Source organism: Bacillus sp. SJS, assembly GCF_000732485.2.
GTDB lineage: Bacteria > Bacillota > Bacilli > Bacillales > Bacillaceae > Metabacillus_B > Metabacillus_B sediminis.
Map to the genome: position 1 here is coordinate 103539 of NZ_JAQV02000026.1, position 24607 is coordinate 128145.

30 protein-coding genes are annotated in these 24607 nt (G+C 41.1%); 16 read left to right on the forward strand and 14 right to left on the reverse strand.

Annotated elements, in window-relative coordinates; translation table 11 throughout:
* The first annotated feature begins 146 nt into the window (after window positions 1–146).
* Complete coding sequence (locus tag AS29_RS16625) at window positions 147–443, forward strand: helix-turn-helix domain-containing protein (protein ID WP_051860836.1); 297 nt, start codon at window positions 147–149, stop codon at window positions 441–443.
* A 241-nt stretch (window positions 444–684) separates the two neighbouring features.
* Here the strand turns inward: AS29_RS16625 and AS29_RS16630 are convergent, their stop codons facing one another.
* The gene (locus tag AS29_RS16630; protein WP_035412397.1) at window positions 685–1887 is read right to left on the reverse strand and encodes an aminotransferase; all 1203 of its coding nucleotides are present in this window, start codon (window positions 1885–1887) and stop codon (window positions 685–687) included.
* On the reverse strand, window positions 1887–2387 hold the full coding sequence (locus tag AS29_RS16635) for an Lrp/AsnC family transcriptional regulator (RefSeq protein ID WP_035412400.1): 501 nt from the start codon (window positions 2385–2387) through the stop codon (window positions 1887–1889). The genes AS29_RS16630 and AS29_RS16635 overlap by 1 nt, the downstream gene beginning before the upstream one ends.
* A gap of 226 nt (window positions 2388–2613) precedes the next feature.
* Between AS29_RS16635 and AS29_RS16640 the strand changes: the two genes are divergently transcribed.
* Entirely contained in the window at window positions 2614–3441 is an 828-nt protein-coding gene (locus AS29_RS16640) for an alpha/beta fold hydrolase (protein WP_035412403.1), read from the forward strand.
* Between the two features lie 43 nt (window positions 3442–3484).
* Here AS29_RS16640 and AS29_RS16645 read toward each other — a convergent pair whose 3' ends face one another.
* Window positions 3485–3739, reverse strand: a complete 255-nt coding sequence (locus AS29_RS16645; RefSeq protein ID WP_035412408.1) for a DUF1871 family protein — start codon at window positions 3737–3739, stop codon at window positions 3485–3487.
* A gap of 86 nt (window positions 3740–3825) precedes the next feature.
* Here AS29_RS16645 and AS29_RS16650 point away from each other — a divergent pair, with 86 nt between their 5' ends.
* Together AS29_RS16650 and AS29_RS16655 are read left to right on the forward strand one after the other, a co-directional pair.
* Window positions 3826–4995 carry a MalY/PatB family protein gene (locus tag AS29_RS16650; RefSeq protein ID WP_035412411.1) on the forward strand — a complete coding sequence of 390 codons (1170 nt, stop codon included), beginning with the start codon at window positions 3826–3828 and terminating at the stop codon, window positions 4993–4995.
* A 130-nt stretch (window positions 4996–5125) separates the two neighbouring features.
* Window positions 5126–6472: a sensor histidine kinase gene (locus AS29_RS16655; RefSeq protein ID WP_051860837.1), complete on the forward strand. Its 1347-nt coding sequence runs from the start codon at window positions 5126–5128 to the stop codon at window positions 6470–6472.
* 7 nt (window positions 6473–6479) lie between these two features.
* On the opposite strand, the gene AS29_RS16660 is transcribed toward AS29_RS16655, so the two are convergent.
* Window positions 6480–7064, reverse strand: a complete 585-nt coding sequence (locus tag AS29_RS16660) for a superoxide dismutase family protein (RefSeq protein ID WP_051860838.1) — start codon at window positions 7062–7064, stop codon at window positions 6480–6482.
* A 395-nt stretch (window positions 7065–7459) separates the two neighbouring features.
* Here AS29_RS16660 and AS29_RS21435 point away from each other — a divergent pair, with 395 nt between their 5' ends.
* Entirely contained in the window at window positions 7460–7687 is a 228-nt protein-coding gene (locus tag AS29_RS21435) for a hypothetical protein (RefSeq protein ID WP_156505965.1), read from the forward strand.
* Window positions 7688–7890: 203 nt separating this feature from the next.
* Here the strand turns inward: AS29_RS21435 and AS29_RS16665 are convergent, their stop codons facing one another.
* Window positions 7891–8079, reverse strand: coding sequence for a hypothetical protein (locus tag AS29_RS16665; protein WP_035410961.1), 189 nt, complete (start codon window positions 8077–8079; stop codon window positions 7891–7893).
* 138 nt (window positions 8080–8217) lie between these two features.
* Here AS29_RS16665 and AS29_RS16670 point away from each other — a divergent pair, with 138 nt between their 5' ends.
* The gene (locus AS29_RS16670; RefSeq protein ID WP_035410964.1) at window positions 8218–8595 is read left to right on the forward strand and encodes a kinase-associated lipoprotein B; all 378 of its coding nucleotides are present in this window, start codon (window positions 8218–8220) and stop codon (window positions 8593–8595) included.
* 40 nt (window positions 8596–8635) lie between these two features.
* Here the strand turns inward: AS29_RS16670 and kapD are convergent, their stop codons facing one another.
* Window positions 8636–9256 carry a 3'-5' exonuclease KapD gene (gene kapD, locus AS29_RS16675; protein ID WP_035410967.1) on the reverse strand — a complete coding sequence of 207 codons (621 nt, stop codon included), beginning with the start codon at window positions 9254–9256 and terminating at the stop codon, window positions 8636–8638.
* A gap of 254 nt (window positions 9257–9510) precedes the next feature.
* Between kapD and AS29_RS16680 the strand changes: the two genes are divergently transcribed.
* Both AS29_RS16680 and AS29_RS16685 read left to right on the forward strand, forming a co-directional pair.
* The gene (locus AS29_RS16680) at window positions 9511–11355 is read left to right on the forward strand and encodes a transglycosylase domain-containing protein (RefSeq protein WP_231889971.1); all 1845 of its coding nucleotides are present in this window, start codon (window positions 9511–9513) and stop codon (window positions 11353–11355) included.
* 1 nt (window position 11356) lies between these two features.
* Window positions 11357–11755: a thiol-disulfide oxidoreductase DCC family protein gene (locus AS29_RS16685; RefSeq protein ID WP_035411155.1), complete on the forward strand. Its 399-nt coding sequence runs from the start codon at window positions 11357–11359 to the stop codon at window positions 11753–11755.
* 70 nt (window positions 11756–11825) lie between these two features.
* On the opposite strand, the gene AS29_RS16690 is transcribed toward AS29_RS16685, so the two are convergent.
* Window positions 11826–12383: a DUF5366 family protein gene (locus AS29_RS16690; protein WP_035410969.1), complete on the reverse strand. Its 558-nt coding sequence runs from the start codon at window positions 12381–12383 to the stop codon at window positions 11826–11828.
* Between the two features lie 69 nt (window positions 12384–12452).
* Window positions 12453–12689: a hypothetical protein gene (locus AS29_RS16695; protein WP_035410972.1), complete on the reverse strand. Its 237-nt coding sequence runs from the start codon at window positions 12687–12689 to the stop codon at window positions 12453–12455.
* Window positions 12690–12895: 206 nt separating this feature from the next.
* On the opposite strand from AS29_RS16695, the gene AS29_RS16700 reads away from it, so the two are divergent.
* Genes AS29_RS16700 through AS29_RS16735 form a run of 8 tightly spaced genes read left to right on the forward strand, consistent with a single transcriptional unit; the run spans window position 12896 to window position 19346 of the window.
* A complete protein-coding gene (locus tag AS29_RS16700) occupies window positions 12896–15298 on the forward strand; it encodes a Na+/H+ antiporter subunit A (RefSeq protein WP_035410975.1) in 2403 nt (800 codons plus the stop codon).
* A complete protein-coding gene (locus tag AS29_RS16705) occupies window positions 15295–15732 on the forward strand; it encodes a Na(+)/H(+) antiporter subunit B (protein ID WP_082883893.1) in 438 nt (145 codons plus the stop codon). Before AS29_RS16700 ends, AS29_RS16705 begins: the two co-directional genes overlap by 4 nt.
* The gene (locus AS29_RS16710) at window positions 15732–16073 is read left to right on the forward strand and encodes a Na(+)/H(+) antiporter subunit C (RefSeq protein WP_035410979.1); all 342 of its coding nucleotides are present in this window, start codon (window positions 15732–15734) and stop codon (window positions 16071–16073) included. The genes AS29_RS16705 and AS29_RS16710 overlap by 1 nt, the downstream gene beginning before the upstream one ends.
* On the forward strand, window positions 16066–17547 hold the full coding sequence (locus AS29_RS16715) for a Na+/H+ antiporter subunit D (RefSeq protein ID WP_035410982.1): 1482 nt from the start codon (window positions 16066–16068) through the stop codon (window positions 17545–17547). The genes AS29_RS16710 and AS29_RS16715 overlap by 8 nt, the downstream gene beginning before the upstream one ends.
* Before the next feature lie 5 nt (window positions 17548–17552).
* The gene (locus AS29_RS16720) at window positions 17553–18029 is read left to right on the forward strand and encodes a Na+/H+ antiporter subunit E (RefSeq protein ID WP_035410985.1); all 477 of its coding nucleotides are present in this window, start codon (window positions 17553–17555) and stop codon (window positions 18027–18029) included.
* 1 nt (window position 18030) lies between these two features.
* The gene (locus AS29_RS16725) at window positions 18031–18315 is read left to right on the forward strand and encodes a Na(+)/H(+) antiporter subunit F1 (protein ID WP_035410988.1); all 285 of its coding nucleotides are present in this window, start codon (window positions 18031–18033) and stop codon (window positions 18313–18315) included.
* On the forward strand, window positions 18299–18664 hold the full coding sequence (gene mnhG / locus AS29_RS16730; protein WP_035410991.1) for a monovalent cation/H(+) antiporter subunit G: 366 nt from the start codon (window positions 18299–18301) through the stop codon (window positions 18662–18664). Before AS29_RS16725 ends, mnhG begins: the two co-directional genes overlap by 17 nt.
* Complete coding sequence (locus AS29_RS16735; protein WP_035410996.1) at window positions 18654–19346, forward strand: DNA alkylation repair protein; 693 nt, start codon at window positions 18654–18656, stop codon at window positions 19344–19346. The genes mnhG and AS29_RS16735 overlap by 11 nt, the downstream gene beginning before the upstream one ends.
* An 87-nt stretch (window positions 19347–19433) precedes the next feature.
* On the opposite strand, the gene AS29_RS16740 is transcribed toward AS29_RS16735, so the two are convergent.
* From AS29_RS16740 to comX, 6 genes are all read right to left on the reverse strand, one after another.
* On the reverse strand, window positions 19434–19820 hold the full coding sequence (locus tag AS29_RS16740; RefSeq protein WP_156505966.1) for a hypothetical protein: 387 nt from the start codon (window positions 19818–19820) through the stop codon (window positions 19434–19436).
* A 122-nt stretch (window positions 19821–19942) separates the two neighbouring features.
* The gene (locus AS29_RS16745; protein ID WP_035411002.1) at window positions 19943–20326 is read right to left on the reverse strand and encodes a PaaI family thioesterase; all 384 of its coding nucleotides are present in this window, start codon (window positions 20324–20326) and stop codon (window positions 19943–19945) included.
* A gap of 264 nt (window positions 20327–20590) precedes the next feature.
* Entirely contained in the window at window positions 20591–21262 is a 672-nt protein-coding gene (locus AS29_RS16750; protein WP_035411005.1) for an SIMPL domain-containing protein, read from the reverse strand.
* Between the two features lie 62 nt (window positions 21263–21324).
* Complete coding sequence (locus AS29_RS16755) at window positions 21325–21966, reverse strand: response regulator transcription factor (RefSeq protein ID WP_035411008.1); 642 nt, start codon at window positions 21964–21966, stop codon at window positions 21325–21327.
* 78 nt (window positions 21967–22044) lie between these two features.
* Entirely contained in the window at window positions 22045–24378 is a 2334-nt protein-coding gene (locus tag AS29_RS16760; RefSeq protein WP_035411010.1) for a sensor histidine kinase, read from the reverse strand.
* 65 nt (window positions 24379–24443) lie between these two features.
* Window positions 24444–24605, reverse strand: coding sequence for a competence pheromone ComX (gene comX / locus AS29_RS21125; protein ID WP_082883894.1), 162 nt, complete (start codon window positions 24603–24605; stop codon window positions 24444–24446).
* Window positions 24606–24607 lie beyond the last annotated feature (2 nt).

The following is a 24607-nucleotide window of genomic DNA, read 5'->3' on the forward strand; positions in this document are numbered from 1 at the left end:
CCCCCCTTTCGCACATATAACGAAGGTTTGTTAATGAAAGTTTCAAAAGTTGCTCACAGAAAATCCATTTTTAAGAAGCGCAGAACAGCGGGTTTAAAAGTAGGATAAGAATAGGAAGATAAGATGTTTAATGGAGGGATTTTCACATGAAAAGAATTGGGGAAAACATTAAGCATTATCGTGAGCAAAGAAATCTGTCGCAGCAGGAGCTTGCCTTAAAAATGAGAGTGGGCGTCTCCACTATTGAAAAATATGAGTCAGGAGAACAACTGCCGGATACATTAAGCATATTAAAATTTTCAACTGTCCTTGATATTCCTGCATCGGAGCTTTTGGAAAAACGCCGCACAGCATCTTCATGTATGGATTCTGAATTGGAAGAGCTCATCCAAGAAGCCGGCATAAAAAGAGCAAAGCTTATCCTCAGAAAGACAAATGAATGATTAGAAGATGACTTTAGTAACTTCATGCAAATTCTTTTCGAAAAGGTATGTTAAAGCATGATGTTAATTATTAACATCTGTTGATTGCAGCGGAAATCACGCATTCGAAAAAATATAAAAAAAGTGAATAAAAAAGGTTTAATAGGATAAACAGGGGGGAATACTAAAACCATCAAAGGCTTTCTAGTATTCCCCCCTTTTATTATCTGACAAAGCGAATTCGCTTTGTCCTTTTTTTTGCTTAAAAATCCTGAAGTGTTTTCCACTGTGCCCCTGCATGCTGTCTGCGTTTCATAAAGGAAGCCATTCTTTTCAATGCTTCTTCAAGCTGAGAAAGTGATGATGCATACGAGCATCTGACAAAACCCTCTCCAGAAGAGCCAAAAACAATTCCGGGCACAACCGCTACTTTTTCCTCCAGCAGAAGCTGCTCAGCAAATTCCTCAGATGATAATCCGCTATATTCAATTGAGGGAAAAGCATAAAATGCTCCGCCCGGCGTTTGACATGGAAATCCCGCTTCGTTTAAAGATCGGACAAAATAATTCCGCCTTCTCCGGTAATCTGTTTTCATCCGCTGTACATCTTCTTCACCATTTCTTAGTGCTTCCAGTGCCGCATGCTGAGACATCGTAGGGGCGCACATCATTGAATATTGATGAATTTTGAGCATCGCCTGCAGCAAAGGTGCTGGAGCAGCTGCAAATCCCAATCTCCAGCCCGTCATCGCAAAACCTTTTGAAAATCCTGAGATTGTGATGGTTCTTTCTCTCATTCCCTCCAATGAAGCGAGACTCGTGAATTCCTCATCATAGGAAAGCTCCGCATAAATCTCATCCGAAATGGCCAGGAGATCATGCTGCTTTATAATAACTGATATTTTTTCCAAATCTTTTCTGCTGAGCATTGATCCGGTTGGATTGCTCGGAGAACAAATCAAAACAGCCTTTGTATTTTGAGTAATTGCCTTTTCTATTTGACCCGGGAGCGTTTTAAACCCATTGTTCGAGTTGGAGGATACATAAACGGGAATTCCGCCCGCCAGCTTCACAAGAGGCCCATATGCTACGAAGCATGGCTCGGGAATAATCACCTCATCACCGGGGTTGATTATGGTTCTTAAGGCTAAATCCAAGGCCTGGCTTGCTCCTACTGTAACCAAAATTTCACGTTCCGCTTCGTAATTCACATGAAATTTCCGATCAAGATAAAAGCTGATTTCCTCTCTGAGCTCCATTAGACCGGCATTGGCGGAATATGCTGTATGACCTTTTTCAAGAGAAAGAATGCATGCCTCACGCACACTCCATGATGTGACAAAATCCGGTTCACCCACTCCAAGTGAGATGACGCCTTCCATACTGGCAGCGAGATCAAAAAATTTCCGGATACCGGAAGGCTTGAGTTCGGTTACACTGGCTGATAAGAAACGGGAACTATCCATTACGGAGTGACCACCATCCGTTTATCTTCTTCTCCAGTTTCAAAAATGCGTCCATCATGCTTATATTTTTTTAGAATAAAGTGAGTCGTTGTCGAAAGAACAGAATCCAGTGTTGAAAGCTTCTCTGACACAAATCTGGCCACTTCCGACATGGAACGCCCCTCAATCACGACACTTAAATCATAAGCTCCGGACATGAGATATACAGATTGCACTTCCTTGAAGCGATAAACCCGTTCTGCAATTTCATCAAAACCGACACCGCGCTTAGGAGCGACCTTCACATCAATCATGGCGGTCACACCTTCATGACCTTCTACTTTTCTCCAATCAATCGTTGCCGCATAGTCGATAATGACTTTTTCCCGCTCTAATTTATGAATAATCTGCTCGGTTTCTTCAGAGGATATTCCAGCCATTTTTGCAATGGAGTCAATCGACAGCCTGCTGTTTTCTTCCAGGATCTCCAGCACCTCTGTTTCTTTTTCATTCAGTTTCACGCTAACCCCTCCTGTAGTAAAATCTTCAGAACATTATAACATGAAAACAATCTTTTTAACTGAAAATTCTGTTTTCTAAATAGCCAATCGGGGTATTTTTTACATGAGTGGGACTCTGTTTCCCGGACACAATAATAAAAAATCGGTCAAAATTTGTTCCAAACGGACACGTTTTGCCGTTTCTTACGAATACCTGTCAATAACTATCATGGCTGGAGTGTTGATTATGAACCCAACTTTTTGCCATTCTACAATGAATCTGCAGGGCATCAATATTCATTATGAGCTATATGAAAAACATCCCGGAAAACCGACCATGGTATTGCTTCACGGATTTTTATCTTCCACGTTCAGCTATAGAAGACTTATTCCTTTGCTTCAGGAAGAATTCCGGATTATCGCCATTGATCTTCCTCCATTTGGAAAAACAGAAAAATCGATCCGATTTGTACACTCTTATTCCAATATGGCAAAGGTTGTCATTGAGCTGCTGGAAAAACTTGAAGTAAAAAATGCGGTGCTGGTAGGGCATTCCATGGGGGGCCAGGTGGCACTGTATGCGACAAAGGAAAAACCGGAAATGTTTAAAAAAGTCGTCTTGCTTTGCAGCTCCGGCTACATGAAGCGCATGAAGCACTACATGATATGCGGATCCTATGTTCCCTATTTTTATCTTTGCATTAAGCATTGGCTTTCCAGCCAGGGAGTTTTCAAAAACCTTTGCAATGTCGTTTATGACCGTTCTTTGATTGATCAGGAAATGATGGACGGTTATATGCAGCCATTTATTGACGACAGCATATTCATGGCACTGACCCGTATGATCCGGGACAGAGAAGGGGATCTCTCACAGGAAGATTTAAAGAAAATTGAAGTACCGAGCCTTTTGATTTGGGGACAGGAAGATAAGATCGTACCAGTAGAAGTAGGGAGAAGAATGAGTAAAGATTTGCCCAACGCATCATTGTTTGAATTGGCTCAAACAGGACATCTTGTTCCTGAGGAAAGACCGATGCATGTAATGGACAGAATCATGAATTTTTCACATGCTTGAGGAAAAGAGAAAAAAGCCGGTTATGCACCGGCTTTTTTTTGATTCAGCAGCTTGCCTGCTCCTTAACCAATAGTAATTGATGGGCCATTTGCAAGCAATCCTCAATGGGAATCCATTTTTCGAAGGAATGTTCGTAAATGGATTGAATTCGTTTCGCAAGCTCTGAAGAATGATGCAATTCATGCACAGCCTGAACGACATCTACAGATTCGGTATCATAAAATCCTTCTCCGTAGCCCAATGGATCCCATTTATATAGGATTTCCATCATAATTTCATTTGCAGCTTGTGTTTCCATATTCATCATCACCCGGACTGTATTTTTGCAAATTTATTTTATCACATTTACGATATAAAGAAGAAATCCGTTTAAGAGGTGAAGAAATGAATAAATTCGATGAAATTGTTGAGCGCCGCCAAACCAACTCCGTTAAGTGGGACTTAACCAACGAAATTTTCGGCACATCTGATGTTCTCCCTATGTGGGTAGCCGATATGGATTTTAAAGCCCCAGCAGAAGTTCTAGAGGCGTTAAAGAAAAGAATCGACCATGGAATATTCGGGTACTCTTCTATAGGAGAAAGCACCAAGACTGCGATTGTAGAATGGGCAGAGAAAAGAAATGGCTGGCGGTTTAAAAAAGAGGCGATCCTGTTCAGCCCGGGAGTCGTAACAGCATTAAGCTTTGCAATCCAAGCCTATTCGGAGCCAGGAGAAAAAGTACTGATTCAATCCCCTGTTTATACACCGTTTTTTGACATGGTCAAACGAAACGGACGGGAAATTGTTAATAGCCAGCTTATTCTTGAGGAAGGGCGTTATGAAATTGATTTTAACGATTTGGCCAAAAAAATGGATGATCCCGAAGTAAAAATGATGCTTTTATGCAATCCGCACAACCCTGGGGGCAGGTCCTGGAACGCTGACGAATTAAAGAAAATAGGCGAACTATGCGCAGAGCATGATGTACTTATGGTCTCAGATGAAATCCATTCTGATCTGATGCTGTTCGGGCATAAGCACGTCCCCTTTGCATCCATCAGCAAAGAATTTTCAGACCGTTCCATAACCTGCTTCGCTCCAAGCAAAACATTCAACCTTGCCGGCCTTCAAGCCTCTGTGATGGTTATTGAAAACGACTCACTGAGAAGAAGAATGGATGAAACGCTTCATCGGCAGGGATTCTTTACCCTCAATGCACTTGGAGGTTTAGGAATGGAGGCGGCTTACAGCCATGGTGCAGCATGGCTTGGCGAACTAAACGCCTACATAGAAAGGAATATGGAATATGCCATTGATTTTCTTAACAATCAAGTTCCGGGGGTGACTGCTATCAAACCGGATGCCTCCTATCTCTTATGGCTGGATTGCCGGGGACTGGGGCTTGATGACAAAGAAATCAAAAGACGGCTCCTCCATAAAGGAAAGGTGGCTCTCGAGGAAGGGACAAAATACGGTCCCGGCGGAGAGGGTTTTGCCAGACTCAACGCGGGCTGTTCGATCGAAACTTTAAAAGATGGACTTTCAAGGGTAAAAACAGCCTTTTCCTCCTAAATCGAAGCTCTCCTGAAGGAGGGCTTTTTTACTTGGATACAGGTTTAAACTTCATTTTTTACAAACACAAAAACAACATATTTTTTCCATTAATGGTATAATAACACTATCAATGACATAGGAGACTTTTATGGAGAATTTGAAGGATTTAATATTGCAAGTGACATTTATCCTGTTCCCCATCTATCTCTATCAGGCAATCTGGCTCAACAGGCCGACACCCACTATTCCGAAACCCAATCTTTTTCTCATCTATTTGCTTTGCAGCCTCTCAGCTGTGCTATGCATGATTTTCCCCATTTATGTGATAGACGGACTTCCGTATGGATTGCATTACATACCATACTTGGCGGCGGTTTTATACGGAGGACCTATGACCGGCATCTCGGTTACCTGTACTGCCTTGCTCTATCGATTATATTCGGGAGGCGATGTCATTTGGATATCCCTCATCATTACCCCTCTTTTTTTAATTGTTCCTCTCATGCTTCAATCAAAATGGAATGACTTCACTATTCAAACAAAGCTTTTGCTCGGATTCCTTTTCAGCGGAATCAAAACATCCTTAACCTACCTGATTCTAACGATTCTTATATTTTTTAAGCTGATTCCGTTCTCATTAGCCGAAAGTCTGCTTGAAATGTTCCTCAGCTTCCTATTATTTACCTTTGTGCTTCTAATGACCATCTATTGTGTAAACTCCACGAAAGAGAATGCCTTCCTTCGGGCAAGACTTATTAAATCCGAAAAACTTTCTATCGTCAGCGAGCTTGCAGCAAGCGTTGCCCATGAAGTACGAAATCCGCTCACAGTAGTTAGAGGATTTATTCAGCTCATTGGGACCGACCGCAAAAATATGGATCCAAAAAATGAAGAATACATCAACCTCGTTCTATCCGAGCTTGACCGTGCACAGGAGATCATAACGGATTACCTTAATCTTGCCAAACAGCAGTACTTTGAGAAAAACAAGCTTTCTTTAAGCAATCTTTTGGATGAAGTGGTTAAAATTATGACCTCCTATGCCAATTTTAAAAATGTCCATTTCAAAAACAGCATTGCTCCGGATTTATACGTACACGGTGATTCATCAAGGTTAAAGCAGGTTTTTCTAAATTTGCTCAAAAACGCAGTTGAGGCTGTTTCCGAATCAGATGGCGAGGTTAAAATTACGGCTTATTCTTCCCATGATTATATCCGGATAAAAATTAAAGACAATGGAGTCGGCATGACGCCTGAACAGCTTGCAAGAATCGGCGAGCCATATTTCACTCTAAAAGAGAGGGGAACAGGGCTTGGACTGACGGTGACGTTCTCAATTGTAGAGCAGCACGAAGGAACATTGCGTTATAAAAGCGAGCCTGGTTCCGGAACCTCTGCAACCGTATCGCTGCCTATATATAAACCAGCAGAATCCCCCCTCCCTTCCTCATCAAAACATCAGGGCGAATTCTCAGACCATAAATTAAAGCCCTGACTGGCCGTCAGGGCTTTGCTTCAATATCAATTTCTTTTTTGTCTTTGCGCATAGCTTCTTTTTCTGTAATCTTCCCGCATGCTATTCTGGCACCTGATTCTCCAGCAGGCTGAGACATTCCATCATCCTTTGTTTCAGTAATAATGAGTGATGTCCCTTCTTTAAAGAGCAGCGAGTTTTTCGCACCCTTTTTCAACGTGAGTTTCGGGCCAAAGAGTTTAGCTTGTGCTTTCCCATCATTCTCTGCCACAATATTAGGAAGATCACCAAGATGTGCCCCTTCCGGATTCAGCAGTCCATGCTCTTTGTTATCAGGATTGTAATGGTCGCCGGCTGTAATAAAATCGGGCCCCTGGCATTCCGGATTTTGATGAATATGCAATCCATGCTCCCCCGGCTGAAGACCTTCCAATACGATATCAAATTTAACGCCTTCAGGCTGTTCAGATAGTTTAATTGTTCCAAGTGAATCACCGTCTGTGTTAAACATTTCGACCCCGAATGAGGTCAGCTCCTTTTGACTGCAGCCGCCTGCCAAAATAAGTGCTGCTGCGGACATTCCCATCCATTTTCTCAAAACCCGAACCTCCATCCGTAGAGTGAAACTCCGAAGTTATCCTGCTTAAGCTTGCGGCCGTTTCCTCTCAAGCCTTGCGGGGGTTAATACCATCCGCTAAGGCGGAGTAAAAAACCCTTTGTAGGCTAGTTTTTTCTTAGGAAGAGGGATTTATACAAATCACAGAGTACGCCTGTACATCGCCGTTCAAGCGTTGGCGCACTTTATTTGTCCGTTCTGCCTGTTAATTTAGCTGTTACTCCCATTAATTTAGCCGTTACAGACTGGAATCTGGCCGTACCCTTTTTTCTGGCCGTTGGAACCCTTTATTTGTCCGTCCTGCCCGTAATTTAGCCGTTCGACACGTTAATTTAGCCGTTACAGACTGGAATCTGGCTGTTCCACTTTTCCTGGCCGTCGGCGCACTTTATTTGTCCGTTCTGCCGTTCAATCTAGCCGTTCCCTACTTTAATTTAGCCGTTCCAGACTGGGATTTGGCCGTACCACTTTTCCTGGCCATTGGCGCACTTTATTTGTCCGTTCTGCCGTTCAATCTAGCCGTTCCCTACTTTAATTTAGCCGTTCCAGACTGGGATTTGGCCGTACCACTTTTTCTGGCCATTGGCGCACTTTATTTGTCCGTTCTGCCGTTAATTTAGCCAATCGACACGTTAATTTAGCCGTTCTAGACCAGGATCTGGCCATACCCTTTTTTCTGGCCGTTAGTGCACTTTATTTGTCCGTGAACACTTATTTGCCCTTTCCGCCATTCTTTTTAGCCGGTTGACCGAGTCAGCCACTTCCCAAACTCGTTCGTAAAAAAGACATAAAAAAAAACGCAGGACAACTGCCCGTGCGCACTCTATAAATCTTTTTCCTTAATATGTTTATACTTCTCATTTACTTCACGCTCTTCCTTTTTTGACAGCTTAATGATAAAACGGAAAGCCAGAACGGCTAATAGCAGGAAAATAGCCATATGGAAGGCAGCGGGGATATACTCGGTTTTATCTTCTGGGAAATAAAGGAACAAGGATAGGACAAAACCCATGTAAGCGGATCCACCTTTCTTGTGCAGTCTTGTCTTCACTATACAGCTTTCTGCCGAATTATACCAAGTCCTTTTTTTTGGACTGCCTTTATGTGTGGTAAAATGGTACAAAAATGAGCGGAATGGGGAATGAGTTGTATGGAATTTCAGCCAGGCGATTATGTAACGGGGATTTACAAAACAGGGAAGTACGCAGGAGTCGTAACAGCAATCCGGCCTATGCATATTCTTGTACAGGTGAAGGCCGTTTTAAAGCATCCGCAGCAGGGGGATTTGCACATGCCTAAGGAGGCAGAGGTTCCCCTCTTTCATGAAAGGCGGGCACTGAGCTACAACGAACAAACCAATGTGCCGAAAAACATGGTCAAACCTCTGGAAGGGGATTTGCCGGATTACAGCATGTCGCTTCTCAAGTCAATTGACCAAATGAGAATTTTACTAAACAATGATGAATCTTTATGGGCTAAAAAGTCATTGGCCTGTCTTGATCAGCTTGAAAATGATTATAAACTCTAACTAAACATAAAGCCAAATCACAATGATTAGTGATTTGGCTTTATGTTGCAAACTTGCTTAGAAGTTTGGAGAAATCTACACGGTCACCAATCGTAGTGGGATTTGGCTTTTCTAGATATTTCTTATCTTTTTCAATCAGCTTATAAATTTTCATCGTTGTTAATGCATCATCCAGGGCCCTGTGATGCTGCCCCGTTCCTTTCTTCCCATATTCCTCAACGGCTTTCCATAAACCTGTCTGATTTCTGTCCCCGAAAAATTTCTTATATTCCATAGACAAATCGATAAATTCATCATTTTCAAACGGAAAAGCGCACCGGTTTTTTTCACAATTCATTCTTAACACCTTCATGTCCATGTTTCCCCAGGTTACCACTTTCTTAGGAGAATCCAGCCGATTGAGAGCTTCAATTAATTTAGAAAAAGAAATTCCCTGGTCCACCTGGGCCTGAGTAATCCCCAGAAATGATTTGCAGCGCTCTGTAAGACGTTTCCCTTTAACAGGCGTGACAAAGGATGAAAATTCCTGCTCAACTTTTCCGTTTTTTGAAAAGACGAGACCAGCTTCAATAATTTCAGCATAAAAGCCTTTATAGCCTGAATTCCCGTCAGGCATGCTGAATTCAAAATCAATAAACAGCAGAGGTTTTGACCCGTCCATGCTCTTCCTCCTTTCTTCCCTGCATTTTATTACCATTATATCACCGCCCTCCTTAATTTAACTGTATTTTTAGAAAAATTTTAATCGGAAAAGCACACATTTTTTCTGCACGTTTCCCTTGTCTCTGTGCGCGAAAAAACCCTTCTCAGATTTGGAAATCAATGCTAGGATTACATCAGAGTGGAGGGTTCCAAATTCGGTCCCTCTAAAGGTTTTACTGCCTATTAAAGATAATGGAGCCTAGACGAAAGAATGTGACAGCGTTGAGAAAATGGTTTGGCTGGAGTTTCATCCTGCTGCTTATCCCTATACTTTTATCCCTCCTGCTCAGCTCCGGACAGGCTGTTGAAAGTCTGAGGTCCCTCCCTGAGGCCCTTGATGAACGGCTTCCTCTCAAAGAACCTTCTGCTTTTATGAACAGTTATATAAAGGACTCTGAAGGTGCGGTTATCTCCGAGCTGACCACCGAGGGACAGAATCGGATTTTCATCCGGTACGCTGATATCCCCCCACAAATGAAGGAGCTTTTTCTGCAATCAGAGGATAAACGCTTTTATGAGCATACCGGCCTTGATTTTGAAGGGACGGCAAGAGCCATGCTATTCAATGCTAAAAATAAGTCTCTTGACCAGGGCGGCAGCACAATTACGCAGCAGCTTGCCAGAAACTTATATTTAAATCATGAGCGAACCTATAACCGTAAGCTCAGTGAACTGCTGATCTCCATCCAGCTGGAGCGGAAATGGTCAAAAGAAAAAATCCTGGAAAGCTATTTAAATACAATCTACTTTCAGAACAGTGTATATGGGGTCAGAGCGGCGGCAGATTATTACTTCAGTAAATCGCTGAAGGCTTTAACGACCGCTGAAATGGCCTACTTAGCTGCGATTCCGAATAACCCTTCCTTCTATAATCCTCTGAAGCATCCTGAAAGGACTAAAAAAAGGCAGGAAAGGCTTTTGCAGCTTTTGGCTGACATTGGAATGCTGAATCAGAATCAGCTGAAAGCCGAGAAAAGCCAGCCGATTGAATTAGCCATTAAAAAGAAGGAAGAACGCTATCCTGATTATACGGACTATGTAATGGAAGAACTAAAAAAAGCTGTGGCCAGCAAGGACAAACTTAAAAACCCTGAACAGATTAAAAGCGCTGCCGCTGAGTTAATCAGATCCGGCATCGTAATCGAAACGTATTTAGATCCTTTCCTCCAGGAAAGACTCTATACGGCAAATGAAAAATATTCGGATGAAAGCCATCAATCCTCGGCGGTCATCATCAATCATAAGAAGCATCAAATTGTGGCGATGAGCGGCGGAAACCGCTATAAGAAGCATGAATTTAATAGAGCCTTCCAGGCGAAGAGACAGCCTGGATCCGCTATTAAACCGCTTTTGGATTATGTTCCCTATATTGAAAAGACAAAGGCTTCCAAGTCCAGCCTCATTAATGCCAACCGTTTATGCATTGAAACGTTTTGTCCTGAAAACTATAGTAAAAAAGAGTATGGCATGGTTACTCTTGAAAAGGCCTTTAGCCAATCCTATAACACCCCTGCCGTAAGGATGCTGAAAGACGTCGGCATCGGGAAGGCAGCTGCGTATCTTAAGCCTTTTTCATTCAGCGGCAGTATTCCTCCTGATAATTATGCAGCTGCTCTGGGAGGAGTTAAAATAGGATTCTCGCCTCTTGAGCTTGCAAATGCCTATACAGCCTTTGGCAACGGCGGACAGTATCAACAGGCAAGAGCCATTAAAAGAATCCTTTCTATAGATGGAACCGTCCTCTTTGAATGGAAGGATATCCCTATGCAGGTGTGGAGCAATGAAACGAACACAGTCATGCGGGACTTGCTTGAATCCGTCGTAAAAAAGGGAACCGGTAAAAAAGCAGCCTTTGAAACAAATTATATAGGCGGAAAAACCGGAACATCGAATGACTACAATGATTTATGGTTCTCCGGGCTCACCGATTCCTACACCGCTGCCGTCTGGTTCGGGAAAGACAATAATGGTTCGATTGAATCTATATATAAAGACGGAAGTCTCCTTGCGTATTGGAAAATGATCATGGGCGGTGACCAAGTTGCAGAAGAAAGATAAAATGAACCACCCTATCATTCTTTTTGACGGAGTCTGCAATTTATGCGAGGGTATTGTAAAGTTTGTCATTAAGCGGGATAAAGATGCAGTATTCAGGTTTGCTTCGCTTCAGTCCGAAACCGGACTGGAGCTGCTGAAAAAAAATCAGCTTGATTGCGAAAATTTAGATTCTTTTGTCCTCGCATTTGATGACAACGTGTATGTAAAATCGGAAGCGGCCCTTAAAACAGCCGGCCTTCTCCCATTTCCCATGAACATGCTGCGCATTCTGCTCATCATTCCAAGACCCATAAGAGATGCGGGATATTCCTTCATTGCACGAAACAGGTACAAGTGGTTTGGCAAAAAGGACAGCTGCATGCTTCCTGACCCCTCCATTCGGAAACGTTTTTTAGAATAGTCCTTAGCCAAGTTTAACAAAGCTAAAATAATAAAAGGCTGTCGTATCCACTAAGGATTGACAGCCTTTTTTACATCGGCAAACTATTAATAAGACCATTATAAAGGCGGAGGAATAAATAAAACAAACCAAGGGTAAATACAAACCAGAACAGGATATTAAATAAAACCATTCCTATAAGAGACCACGATGTTACCATTGAGCTTGCCTGATAGATGATAAATACAAAATAACAAAGGGTCGATAAAAGAAAAATCCCTCCGATTAACCAGCTGAATTGAACGAGGAAGAGAGAAATAGCCCCTCCAGCAAGATAGAAGGCTGATCCCGCTCTTATTTTATTCAGTGTAACTCCTTCCGCATCTTGTGAGAAAAAAAGAAAGGAAAGTTCGGTAACTGTATTGGCAATCAGTTTCAGCGCAGAGAAAATCATAAAATAAAGAAGAGCAAATAACGCAAATAACGCAATTTTCATTTCACTCTCCGAAAAGAAATCAAGCATACTGTTATATATGCCGATTTTTTTTAGCACGTCTGATACGTACATGACAGTGGAAATGGATAAGGAAGTACTAAAGAGCAATAGTGAGATTAAAGGAAAATAGCTGGTGAAATAAGTATTTCTCATAAAGTCGTCCCTTCCATAAGCATTCTTTTCCATTATGCTTAGGCGGGAAATATTTGTAAAGACTCTTTTTTACGAACGAGGTATGACTTTTACATATTCTCTGGGGCTAAACGACTCCACTCGTTTCGGTTCTGGAACATGCCAAATATTACGCGGTCCATTCATTTCAAGTTCGCTGACTCGCCTATTCGGATATAAAACAAACTGTTTGCCATGATGTTCATTTGCCTGAAGCTGTGCAAACCAGATGAGCGTACTCAAAACGGTTAAAATTAATAAACCGGCTATTGCTTTTACCTTCAGCATGAAGATCACTCCTTGCTGTTCATCATCTCTCTAAATCTTAGCGTTATACAAAAAATTTATTATTTGTTATGATTATTATGAGTTCATATGAACCTGAAAATAAATGATAAATTTTTCTCTCAGGTTCATACTAGAAAAAAGAGGAAACATCCTTCCATTTCCAAATCCGTTCGCTATTTTTATATTACTTAGATTGGGGGTAAACCATGTCATTGCTGCATTTAGCCATTCTTCTTCCTTTTATAATGGCTCTATTCGTTCCATTCCTTTATAAATGGTTCAAAAGCGTACATACCGGGTGGTTCGTCCTTCTTCTTCCGGTATTTCTTTTTATTTATTTCTTCCGATACATAAATCCGGTCAGCAGCGGCTCGAATACATACTCTACCGTGAATTGGATCCCATCACTGGGCATTCAATTTACTGCCTATGTGGACGGACTCGGCCTGTTATTTGCCCTATTAATAACAGGGATTGGTGCACTCGTTATCCTATATTCCATCTATTATCTGCCGAGAGCAAAGGAACAGCTCCATACGTTCTATGTCTATTTGCTTCTGTTTATGGGGGCCATGCTTGGGATCGTATTATCAGATAATATGATTGTTTTGTATACATTCTGGGAATTAACGAGCCTCTCCTCCTTCTTGCTTATCGGGTATTGGCATACTCGTGAAAAATCAAGGTACGGCGCGTTAAAATCCATGATGATTACAGTATTTGGCGGGCTTTGTATGCTTGGCGGCATCATCCTGCTTTATCTGGTGACTAATACATTCAGCATCCGGGAAATGGTCACACAGGCGCCTATAATTATGGAGCATCCTTATTTTCTCCCGGCCATGCTGCTGTTTCTCCTTGGAGCTTTTACAAAATCGGCCCAGTTTCCGTTTTACATATGGCTTCCCGATGCTATGGAGGCGCCAACACCTGTTAGTGCCTACCTTCATTCAGCAACTATGGTCAAAGCCGGCATTTATTTGACTGCCAGGTTCACCCCTGTTTTTGGACTTGCTCCAGAGTGGTTTTGGCTTGTAACAGGTATCGGAATCATTACCCTTGCCTGGGGTTCATTCCATGCCATTAAACAGACTGATTTGAAAGCCATTCTTGCCTTTTCAACGGTAAGCCAGCTCGGTTTGATCATGTCCCTATTGGGTGCCGGCTCGGCTTCGCTTCATTTTGAGTCGTTGGATAATAAAATGTTTTCAGCTGCAGTGGTGGCGGCGATCTTTCATTTGATCAACCATGCTACGTTTAAAGGAAGTTTGTTTATGGCAGCCGGAATTGTGGATCATGAAACGGGAACAAGAGATATAAGAAAATTAGGCGGCTTAATGAGCTTTATGCCGATTACCTTTACCATAACAGTGATCGGTGCCTTTTCTATGGCGGGTCTGCCGCCTTTCAATGGCTTCCTGAGCAAAGAAATGTTTTTCACGAGCATGCTGAAACTCTTAGAATTTAATTTATTCAATGTGGAAACATGGGGTATTCTATTCCCGGTTTTAGCCTGGATTGCAAGTGTTTTCACATTCATCTACAGTATGATTATTGTGTTCAAGACGTTTACTGGAAAATATCAGCCGGAAAAATTAGATAAGGTACCACATGAAGCACCTCTTGGAATGCTTATATCGCCGATTATTCTCGCGTCACTTGTCGTTTTATTCGGGATCTTTCCAAATGTGCTGTCTTTCAGCATTATTGAACCGGCAACAGCCTCCATCCTTCCATACTTACTGGAGGACGGGGAACAGTTTCATGTTCATATCTCACACTGGCATGGATGGGGCCCTGAGCTGTACATGACTCTTGGCGTTATTGGCCTTGGTATCCTGCTGTATTTGGGTTTGGCAAAGTGGAAGTTGGTATACAAACTGTTTCCGGAAAAACTTACGCTCAATAAGGCTTACGATGTATCCTTAAGAGGATTGGATAAAGGATCCTTGAAAGTACAGGAGCTCTATATGACGGGTTTCCTTCGCGACTATCTTGGCTACATTTTTACATTTGTTGTACTGATGACAGGATGGGCACTTTTTTCTAAATCCGCCTTTACGTTTGAAACAGCCGGAAATGCTCCCATCGGCATATACGAAATTGTTCTCGCTGCTGTCATGATATTGGGTGCCGTAACAATTTTATTTGCAAAATCCAGACTGACATCCATCATTGCCCTTGGATCAGTCGGATACGGGGTGGCACTGTTCTTCGTATTTTTCAGGGCACCTGACCTTGCATTAACACAGCTCGTTATCGAAACAATTTCAGTCTCATTATTCCTGCTATGCTTTTATTATTTGCCGGAACTGCAAAAACGGGAGAAACTCCCGTTTAAACTTGCGAATTTCCTGGTTTCCCTTGGAGTTGGAACAGTTGTCACACTAATTGCCCTGTCTGCAAACAGTCAAAGAGTTTCAGAAACCATCTCTTCCTACTTTATAGAAAACAGCTACAAAGAGGCAGGCGGCAAAAATATGGTCAACGTCATTCTGGTAGACTTCAGGGGCTTTGATACTTTATTTGAAATAACTGTCCTGGGAATAGCTGCTCTTGGTATTTTTGCGATGGTCAAGCTGCGGTTGTCGAAGGGGGAAGAGTCATGAAGCGAACCAACTTGAAAACGAACGATTTAATTTTGCAAACCGTTGTGAATATTGTTTTTTTTATCATCTTTATCTATTCCATATACATTTTTTTCGCTGGCCACTATACACCAGGAGGAGGTTTTGTCGGAGGACTTATGACGTCATCTGCAATTGTCCTTCTGCTTTTAGCGTATGATGTCAAAACGGTTGCTACCGTCATTCCGGTTAATTTTCTAAAAGTCGCGGCAACTGGCCTGCTTGTTGCGCTTGGTACAGGACTAGCCTCCTTCTTGTATGGGGTCCCGTTTTTGACACATGCGCACGGACCGGTTCACCTTCCTGTTTTGGGAGAGGTCGAGGTCGCCTCTGCAACGGCTTTTGACCTTGGAGTATATTTGGTTGTTGTGGGCGTTACCATGACCATCATTCAAACGATTGGAGAGACTGAATAATGGAAGTGATGATGTCGATTGTATGCGGAATATTATTTATGGCCGCCACTTATTTAATGCTCTCAAAGAGTTTGCTTAGAATCATTATCGGGACAGGACTGCTAAGTCATGGTGCTCATCTGCTGATTTTAACGATGGGCGGACTTAAAGGCGGGGCTGCGCCGCTTCTTGGGGAAAAGGCAAAATCGTACGTTGATCCGCTGCCGCAGGCACTGATCCTGACCGCCATAGTAATCAGTTTCGGAGTGACGGCCTTTATGCTCGTTCTTGCGTACCGGTCTTATCAGGAGCTTGGAACGGATAACATGGATCACATGAGAGGAACTGATTCACATGAGTAACAACCTGGTCATGATGCCGCTGATTTTCCCTTTAATAGGCGGCATATTATTAATTTTCTTTAATAAAAAGCCAATTGTACAAAGAATTCTGAGCGTCATTTTTTCTATAGCCGCTCTCACTGCATCCTCCATTCTTGTTTGGACTGTTCACAAAAACGGAATTCAGATTGTGGAAATTGGAGGATGGGCCCCGCCTTACGGAATAACCTTTGTTGCGGACATGTATGCCAGTCTGCTTGTCCTGACCACTAGTATTATAGGATTGACAGGGGTTTTGTATTCTTTCCGTACAGTGGGAAAAGCGCGGGAGTACTTTTTCTACTATCCTGCCGTCCAATTTTTGCTGACGGGTGTTACCGGTGCTTTTTTAACAGGAGATATATTCAATTTGTTCGTATTCTTCGAAGTCCTGTTAATGGCTTCCTATGTTCTAATGGTATTGGGCGGAACAAAAAGGCAGCTGAGGGAATCCATTAAATACATTGCGGTAAATATCTTTTCCTCCGCTCTATTCGTCATTACAGTCGCATTTCTTTATGCCGTTACAGGCACACTTAATATGGCGGACTTGAGTGTCAAAATAAGCGAAAACGGACAATCGGGGCTGCTGACCGTAATTGCCATTCTATTTCTCATTGTGTTTGGAATGAAGGGGGCCATTTTCCCTCTGTACTTCTGGATGCCAGGTTCCTATCAGGCACCGCCAGCAGCGGTATCAGCCCTATTCGGCGCCCTGCTGACGAAGGTTGGAGTGTACGCCATTACGAGAGTGTACACGCTGATTTTTATTCATGATAAAGCCTTCACTCATGGAATTCTGGCGTGGCTTGCTGCCTTAACTATTCTGTTTGGCGTTATTGGAGCCATAGCTTATTGGGATGTTAAAAAGATTGTGATCTACAATATTATTACGGCAGTAGGTGTTATTCTGTTCGGGGTAGCTGTGGCTAACCCGGCAGGAATCGAGGGCTCGATTTACTATTTGCTCCACGATATGATCATCAAGGGGGCTCTTTTCTTCCTGGCAGGAATTATGATCAGTATTACCGGAACCTCTAATTTAAAGAAAATGGGGGGACTGATTCAGCATTATCCGCTCGCCGGATGGATGTTCTTCCTGTCAGCCATTGCCCTTGCAGGCATACCTCCGCTAAGCGGATTTATCGGTAAGCTTAAGGTTATTCAAGGCGGATTTGAGGCGGGTGAATATGCGATATCGCTAGTCGTTCTTTTATCCAGTCTGCTCGTCCTCTATTCGGTTATGAAAATATTTATTAACGGCTTTTGGGGCGAGGAAAAACCTATAAATGGGAATCCTTCCGTAAAAGGAATGGTGTATCCTGCAGTTATCCTGGTGGCGCTGTCTGCAGCATTCGGACTGGGAACAGAATTCATCGCCCCTTTTATTACACAGGCGTCTGAGACTTTATTGGACCCGTCAATATATATAGAAGCCGTTTTAAAGGAGCAGTGATGTAAATGGCTTTTCAGTTATTGCTTAATTTCTTTATTGCATTTTTATGGATGTTTCTTCAAAATACATACACACTTGTAACCTTTACCGTTGGATTACTCTTCGGATTGCTGATTATCTTTGGGATGAGGCGTTTTTTCTCAACCCGGTTTTATCTTATGAATGTGATCGCTGTTTTTACCCTGCTTACCATTTTTATGAAAGAGCTGATCATGGCCAATCTTTCAGTCTTAAAAATCATCATCACACCGAAGCTGAAACTTACTCCCGGGATCTTCTCATATGAAACCGAGCTTACAAAAGCATGGGAAATTACTGTTCTTTCTAATTTGATTACTTTAACACCCGGAACACTGGTAGTAGAAATTTCAGACGACAACAAAACTCTTTATATTCATGCTATGGATATAAGCAGTGAAGAAGAAGCCAGGAAAGATATACGCGATTCATTTGAGAAAGCAATCAAGGAGGTGAGCCGGTAATATGTTCGAAACAGTCATGAAACTGTCTTTACTCATTCTGGCCCTCTCCACCCTTTTCTATTTTTACCGCCTTGTAAAAGGTCCGACCGTTCCCGACCGGGTCGTCGCCCTTGATGCAATCGGCATTAACCTGATTGGACTGACAGGGGTTACTTCCGTCCTCCTGAAGACCAATGCCTTTTTGGATGTAATCCTATTACTTGGAATTCTTGCATTTATCGGTACAGTGGCTTTCTCCAAATTTCTTGAGAAAGGAGAAATAATCGAAAATGACCGCAATCAGTGAATGGATCATTGCCGCCCTTATCCTTCTTGGTGCCTTGCTTTGTTTAATTGCCTCCATTGGCGTCCTGAGGCTCCCTGACGTTTACACCCGGAACCACGCAGCGTCCAAAGGGGCAACCTTAGGTGTCATGTTTCTGCTGCTCGGAGTTTTTCTATACTTTCTCTTGATACAAGGGCATTTCAACTCAAGAGTATTGCTTGGTATTGTGTTTGTATTTATTACATCACCCGTTGCAGGACATTTGATCATGAGGGCCGCCTTCAACACGAAAATTCCTTTATGGGAGAATAGTGTGCAAAACGATCTTCAGAAGAAAAGGGCAGCGGAGATTAAACAGCATGAAACCTGATTACGCTGAGGGCCTTATTGAACGAATGAAGCGCCATGCGGTTGCAGGAGACAAAGAAGCTATGGAAGCCTATATGAAAAATCAATTTACCTTTCTCGGTATCAAGGCTCCTGAACGAAAAAGACTCCTTACACAATATGGAGCGGAAAACGGTTGGCCTGATACGAACAGCGAATTAAAAGTTATTGTTCATAGGCTGTTTTTATCTCCGTATAGGGAATGTGTATATGCAGGAATCGATTTGCTTATCAAAAAGAAGAAACTTCTGAAGAACAGCGATTTGGATTTTGTAATGGAATTAATCGTTACGAAGCCATGGTGGGATACAGTCGATCTTCTTGCATCGCATATTGCCGGATACCTGATTGAACAGAATCCTTGTTTAGCATATCAACCGGATGGCTGGATTAAACATGAATCGATGTGGGTGAATCGCACTGCCCTTCTATATCAGCTCAAGTATAAGGAAAAAACGAATAAAACAAAGCTTGCAGAATATATTTGCAGCATGTCTGATTCTAATGAGTTTTTCATTCAAAAAGCAATCGGCTGGGCTCTGAGGGAATATTCTAAGACCGATCCTGACTGGGTAATCGCTTTTACCTCTGCCGAAGAACTAAAACCCTTAAGCAGACGGGAAGCATTGAAATATGTAAATAAAATAGAAAAAGGAGCAGAGTAAATTCCGCTTCTTTTTTGTTTGTATTGAATTTGGATATATAAAAGAACCTGTACATTGCCTCATTAGAAACTTTTGTTAAACATATCTTTATCTAAACTCTATACGGCAGCCTCCTCTCGTTTTCTCGCCTTTAAGATTAATGGTATGCAGGCTGCTGCCTGCTTCCGATGAAAACGTCCCCTGGCTGCTCTCTTTAAAGGTTTCTTTCCAGATCATCCGTTTACGTTCGCTCCATTCAATGGTCAGCTCTCCTTCCTCCACCACTACATCGTATACAATCATCATCTTTTTCCCCTTTTTAAATACAAAATGGTAATAGTCAACACCTGTATACTTCTTATAGGAAACTTCTAATTTTTCCCCAAAATGTTTATACATGTAGCCAACTTTATAGACTCTATTGAATTTAAGATATTTCCTTAGCATAAAGCCGATAACTAGTATGACGATTAATGATACCCAGTTAGAGTCCAATTTTTTCATCCCTTCTCATGATTATCAAATTCCCATAACGTTTCCTTATCCCCTATCCGCTAATATTAAACAATACGGTCTGTGCAAATAAAAAGGAGCAGAATCAATTCTGCTCCTTTCGTTTATTTCTTTTTAATGACGGCCATCGTACATCTTGAGATGCAGATTAGCTGTCCATCTTCGTCTGTTATTTTAATATCCCACACCATCGTCGATTTGCCTTTGTGAAATGGAACCGCATGTGCAGTGACAAAACCGTCTTTTTTAGAACGGATGTGATTGGCATTAATCTCAAGCCCTACACAAATCTCCGTATCCTGATCAATGAAATGGAATGCTCCTATGCTTGCTGCTGTTTCAGCTAAAGCAACAGATGCACCTCCATGTAAAATACCGAATGGCTGTCTTGTCCTCTCATCAACAGGCATAACCGCTATAACACCTTGATCGGAAACCTCCTTCACTTCAATCCCTAAGGTCTCAATCATTGTATTCGTAATATCCATCCTTACCCCTCCCCCATGTTCTCATCCCATCTATTATCATAAAGCTTTTTGTGCTGAAATGTCTGTTTATTTTTTCAAAAGGCTGGCCACAAAACAAAAATAAACTGCAAATAAGAACAATGCGGGAATAACCGCCAAAATATTCATTCCATCCCCCTAATATGATTCGTTCATGATACATGACTATCATCATAAGGGATAAATATCATGGAAATATTGAGAATTTGTTTATTTTTTGTAAAGTTCTGTTATTCAAAGGTCTTTCTACCCGTAGCGATAGTGAACCCGCACCTCCGCAGTAACCGTTAATGACCCTGGAAAAACGGGAGTAGGGGCTGAAGAAGCCATGAATGCCGCGCCTTCTCTTTCAAAGGGAACGAACCCCTTTGACACTTCTACTACTTTTACCGGTGTAGATTGAAGCGATACCTGGTAGCTTTGGGCTAGTACTGACGCCTTTTCAAAGCCCTGCTTAACGGCTTCCCTTAAAGCGGCTTCCACATATGGTTTTGTATTTTCAAGCTTAAACTGAACCCGGTCAACCCGGTTTACTCCATTATTGACAGCGGTATCAACAATCGCCCCGATCTGATCAAGCCTCTCTGTTTTAACAGATAGCAAATTTACGACCTCGTACCCTTCAAGCGTTTGTTTCCCATCTTGAAAGGAATACTTCGGGGAGATATTATACGAAATCGTCTGGATATCTCCTTTATCGATTCCCTGCCTGTATAGAGCATTAACGGCTTTTTCCAACCGGGCCTTATTCTCATCCTGTGCTGTTTTTACATCCTTGGATTCTGTTACGATTCCAAGCTGAATAATGGCTGTATCCGGACTTGCCTCCGCACTGCCTTGTCCGGTCACTTCCATTAGATACTCTTTTCTGTCTCTCGCCTGGCCGCCTGAAACAGGCATATATCCCCCGTATTGCATGCACTCACATCCTATTAGAGAATTTCTTCTAACTATATGTGAGAAGCAAACGGTAATTGCCCTTAATCAATAATTGATTCAGACTTTGCAATCAAAACAGCCTCGGTTCTTGAGCCTACATTAAGTTTATTAAAAATAGAAGTCAGGCTATATTCAATGGAGCGCTTGCTTAAATGGAGGTTATCAGCAATTTCCTGATTAGTATGCCCCTTCTCAACCTCCTGCAAAATCGCCTTCTCCCGATCATTCAGGCAGTCCGTCTCAAGAACCTGCTCGGAATTCTTGATTTTCTGCTGAGATAGCAAGCTTTGCAGGTAGCTATAAGGAAGAATAATTTCACCCTTAATCGCGTGACGAATATATGCTAAAATCTTCTCTTTGGACTCAGCTTTATTAATTGCCCCATGGATCCCCATGCGAATCGCTTCTTCAAAATAATCTTCCACTTCATACCCTGTATAAAGTATGATCTTGCAATCTGATTTCTGCTCAACAATCCCTCTGGATAGTTCCATTCCATTAACATCGCCTAAATTCAAATCCATTAATATCACATCAAAGCTTGAGAAATCCATCTGCTCAACTGCCTCGAGCGTAAAGGGAGGATTCATAAAATCGACCGTTACCTCAGGATCTTTTTCCAAGATGGCTTTCGTACCCTCCCGGACTGCCGGGTGATCATCTACTACTAAAATATGTATCATAGCCCTCCTACCTCTCCATGAAGCTAGTCCTATTGTATAAAAAAGACTTGGCATTCGCCAAGTCCTTAATTGAAAAAGTTATATTTCAATTACTGCTTTAAATCCTTGCCCTTTGGAAGTCTCAATCGTCAGCGTCCCTTTTAACGCCTTTACACGTTCGGTGATACCGGAAAGACCCATGTTTTCAGAACTATAACTAATCTCACTTTGATTAAATCCAATTCCATCATCTTCATAATGAAGAACGATTTTATCTTTAATGCAAACAAGCATAATCAGGACATTACTTGCATGTGAATGTTTATTAGCATTATTCAAAAGTTCCTGAATAATTCTGTAAAGATTTAATTGTACATCCAAGTCGGTATTAGGCTGGAACTTCCCGGCGTTCATCCGGATCTCAAAATCTGCAATTTCTTTATATTGCGTGACAAGTTTATTCAATGCTTTTACTAGGCCTAAATCATACAGCAGCTGCGGACGAAGCTCCTGACACGTTTCTCTTGTTGTTTTAATAATCTTGGTCATATTCTCATTCATATCCTCAAGCTGATCCTTTAAATCGGCTGGAGCAGCTTCGAGCTCAACAAGTGCAACCTCGCACTGCCTCTTTAAAGATATCAAATCCTGCAGAACCGAATCATGCAAATCCTTTGCCAGGTTAGACCGCTGTTTTTCTTCGATGGAGAAGAAAAGCTTTGTCAGCCAGGAAGGATTTGTTCCCTCCCTTTGAACCGTCTCTAAATGATTCATTAGCTCTTCAATTTTAAGGTAGTTCTCTAAAGAAACATTTGTATAAAATGATAGAGCTTTAAGCCAGGAAATTTCATCTCTTGTAAGCCTTGGCGTGTTTATGGAGGAAAGACAAAGCAGAATATAATTATGTCCCTTTGAAGAACCAACATTTATAAAGAACCCTTTATTTAGTTCTTTAATTTTACCTACTTCATCAAGTGTCTCTTTAATTTCAGATTGATATTTTAATATATCCAGGTGTAAGTCTGTCTCTCTAAGATTCGAGTCATCATTTTCTCTAAGATGATCGATTGAAACGATCTGACCAGAACCATCAACCTCAATGAAGTGAGCTTTAGTTACTATTAGAACATCAATAATTGTTTTCTCAAGCTCATTTACAACTTGTTTTAAATTATTGGCTCTTCCAATTTCATTAATAAACTTAAATATACTATCTTGATAATTATATTTTTCCGAAAATCGTCTAAGTTTAAAGCGAAAGTCAACGATTTCCTTTAAATAAAATACCAGTAACATTAAAAGATATACGAATATAAACAATTTAATTGTATAAAAAGTTGTACTATTATCTTTAACTAAAATCATCACTACTATAAAAACAATTGAAGGTAATATAGCCAGCAGCGCATAATACCTAATTCTTCCAAGAATAAATTCAATATCATATATTTTAGTAGCTACAAACTGGTAAACCAATGAAAATGGTATAAGTAATAAGAAAGAAGCAAGGATTGCTGGAGAAAAAATATATTTTTTAAAGATTACAAAAGGTACTATATAGAGAAAAATAAAAGGAGCAAACGCCATAATATTAGTTATAATTAATACTTTCACCAAATATTTTTGCTCTGAATATTTAACCTTAATGAAACCTTTAAATTTCAAGAAGAATGATAATAGAATTAAAACAAAAAAGGATATTAAATTAACACTTTTAAAAACGGTCGGCGGAAGAACTATAAAACTTTTAAAGCATTCTAGAAGCAAGTTTAGCATCCATATAGAATAACTAAATAGAATATATTTAAAACTATATAGTTTTTTTCCAAGTTCAATAAAATACTGATATATAAAATGAATATATAGCACTGGGACAAGTAAGAAGAATGTAACGTTAACATATCTTAATAATATGTCTCCCCGGCCTGACCCCATAGCACTAACATAAGATATTGCTACTGCAAGGATAAACAAATTCAACACAAAAGCAGAGGGTAAGTTTAACCTTTTATTAGTATGATATATATAATAAATACATATTAAACCCATAATATAAAAAGAAACTGGCATAAGAAACATAAAAACACTTTGCTGATTCAGTAAAGAATTTTTAACTACCAAATTTAATTTTTCTTTGGAGTCATTCTTAATAATTTGAATCGTATTAATTTGTTCGAGAGTTCCTAATTTTATCGTTTCATGAGTAGAAGCGGGTTTTCCATTTGCCGTAACAACTATATCCCCTACTTCTAATCCAACTTTGTCTGCCCACGCATTTGGATCTAATTCTTTAATAATTACATCACCATTAGAATTAAAACCTGCGTTAGCTCCAATGTATGGATAGTTTATAGTTAAATAACTAGAATATATAGTCATGACTAGGCTGAGAATAACCATGACTATATATACTTTTTTCTCTAAATGGTGCATTACAACACATCCAATAAATTTATATCCAGAGAAATCTTATTTCCTAAGGTTTAACCTTAATTAAATTAGCACCAAACAATATTCAGTGTCTTACCGGAATTAATTATTCCTTCTACTAATCCAAACATTTCTTCGAATTTGTCAAGACCTACAACACTTGCCTCTCCATTGACAACTTTTTCAAGAACCTCTGGATTCTCTAATAAATAGTTTACGATTTCTTGCATCT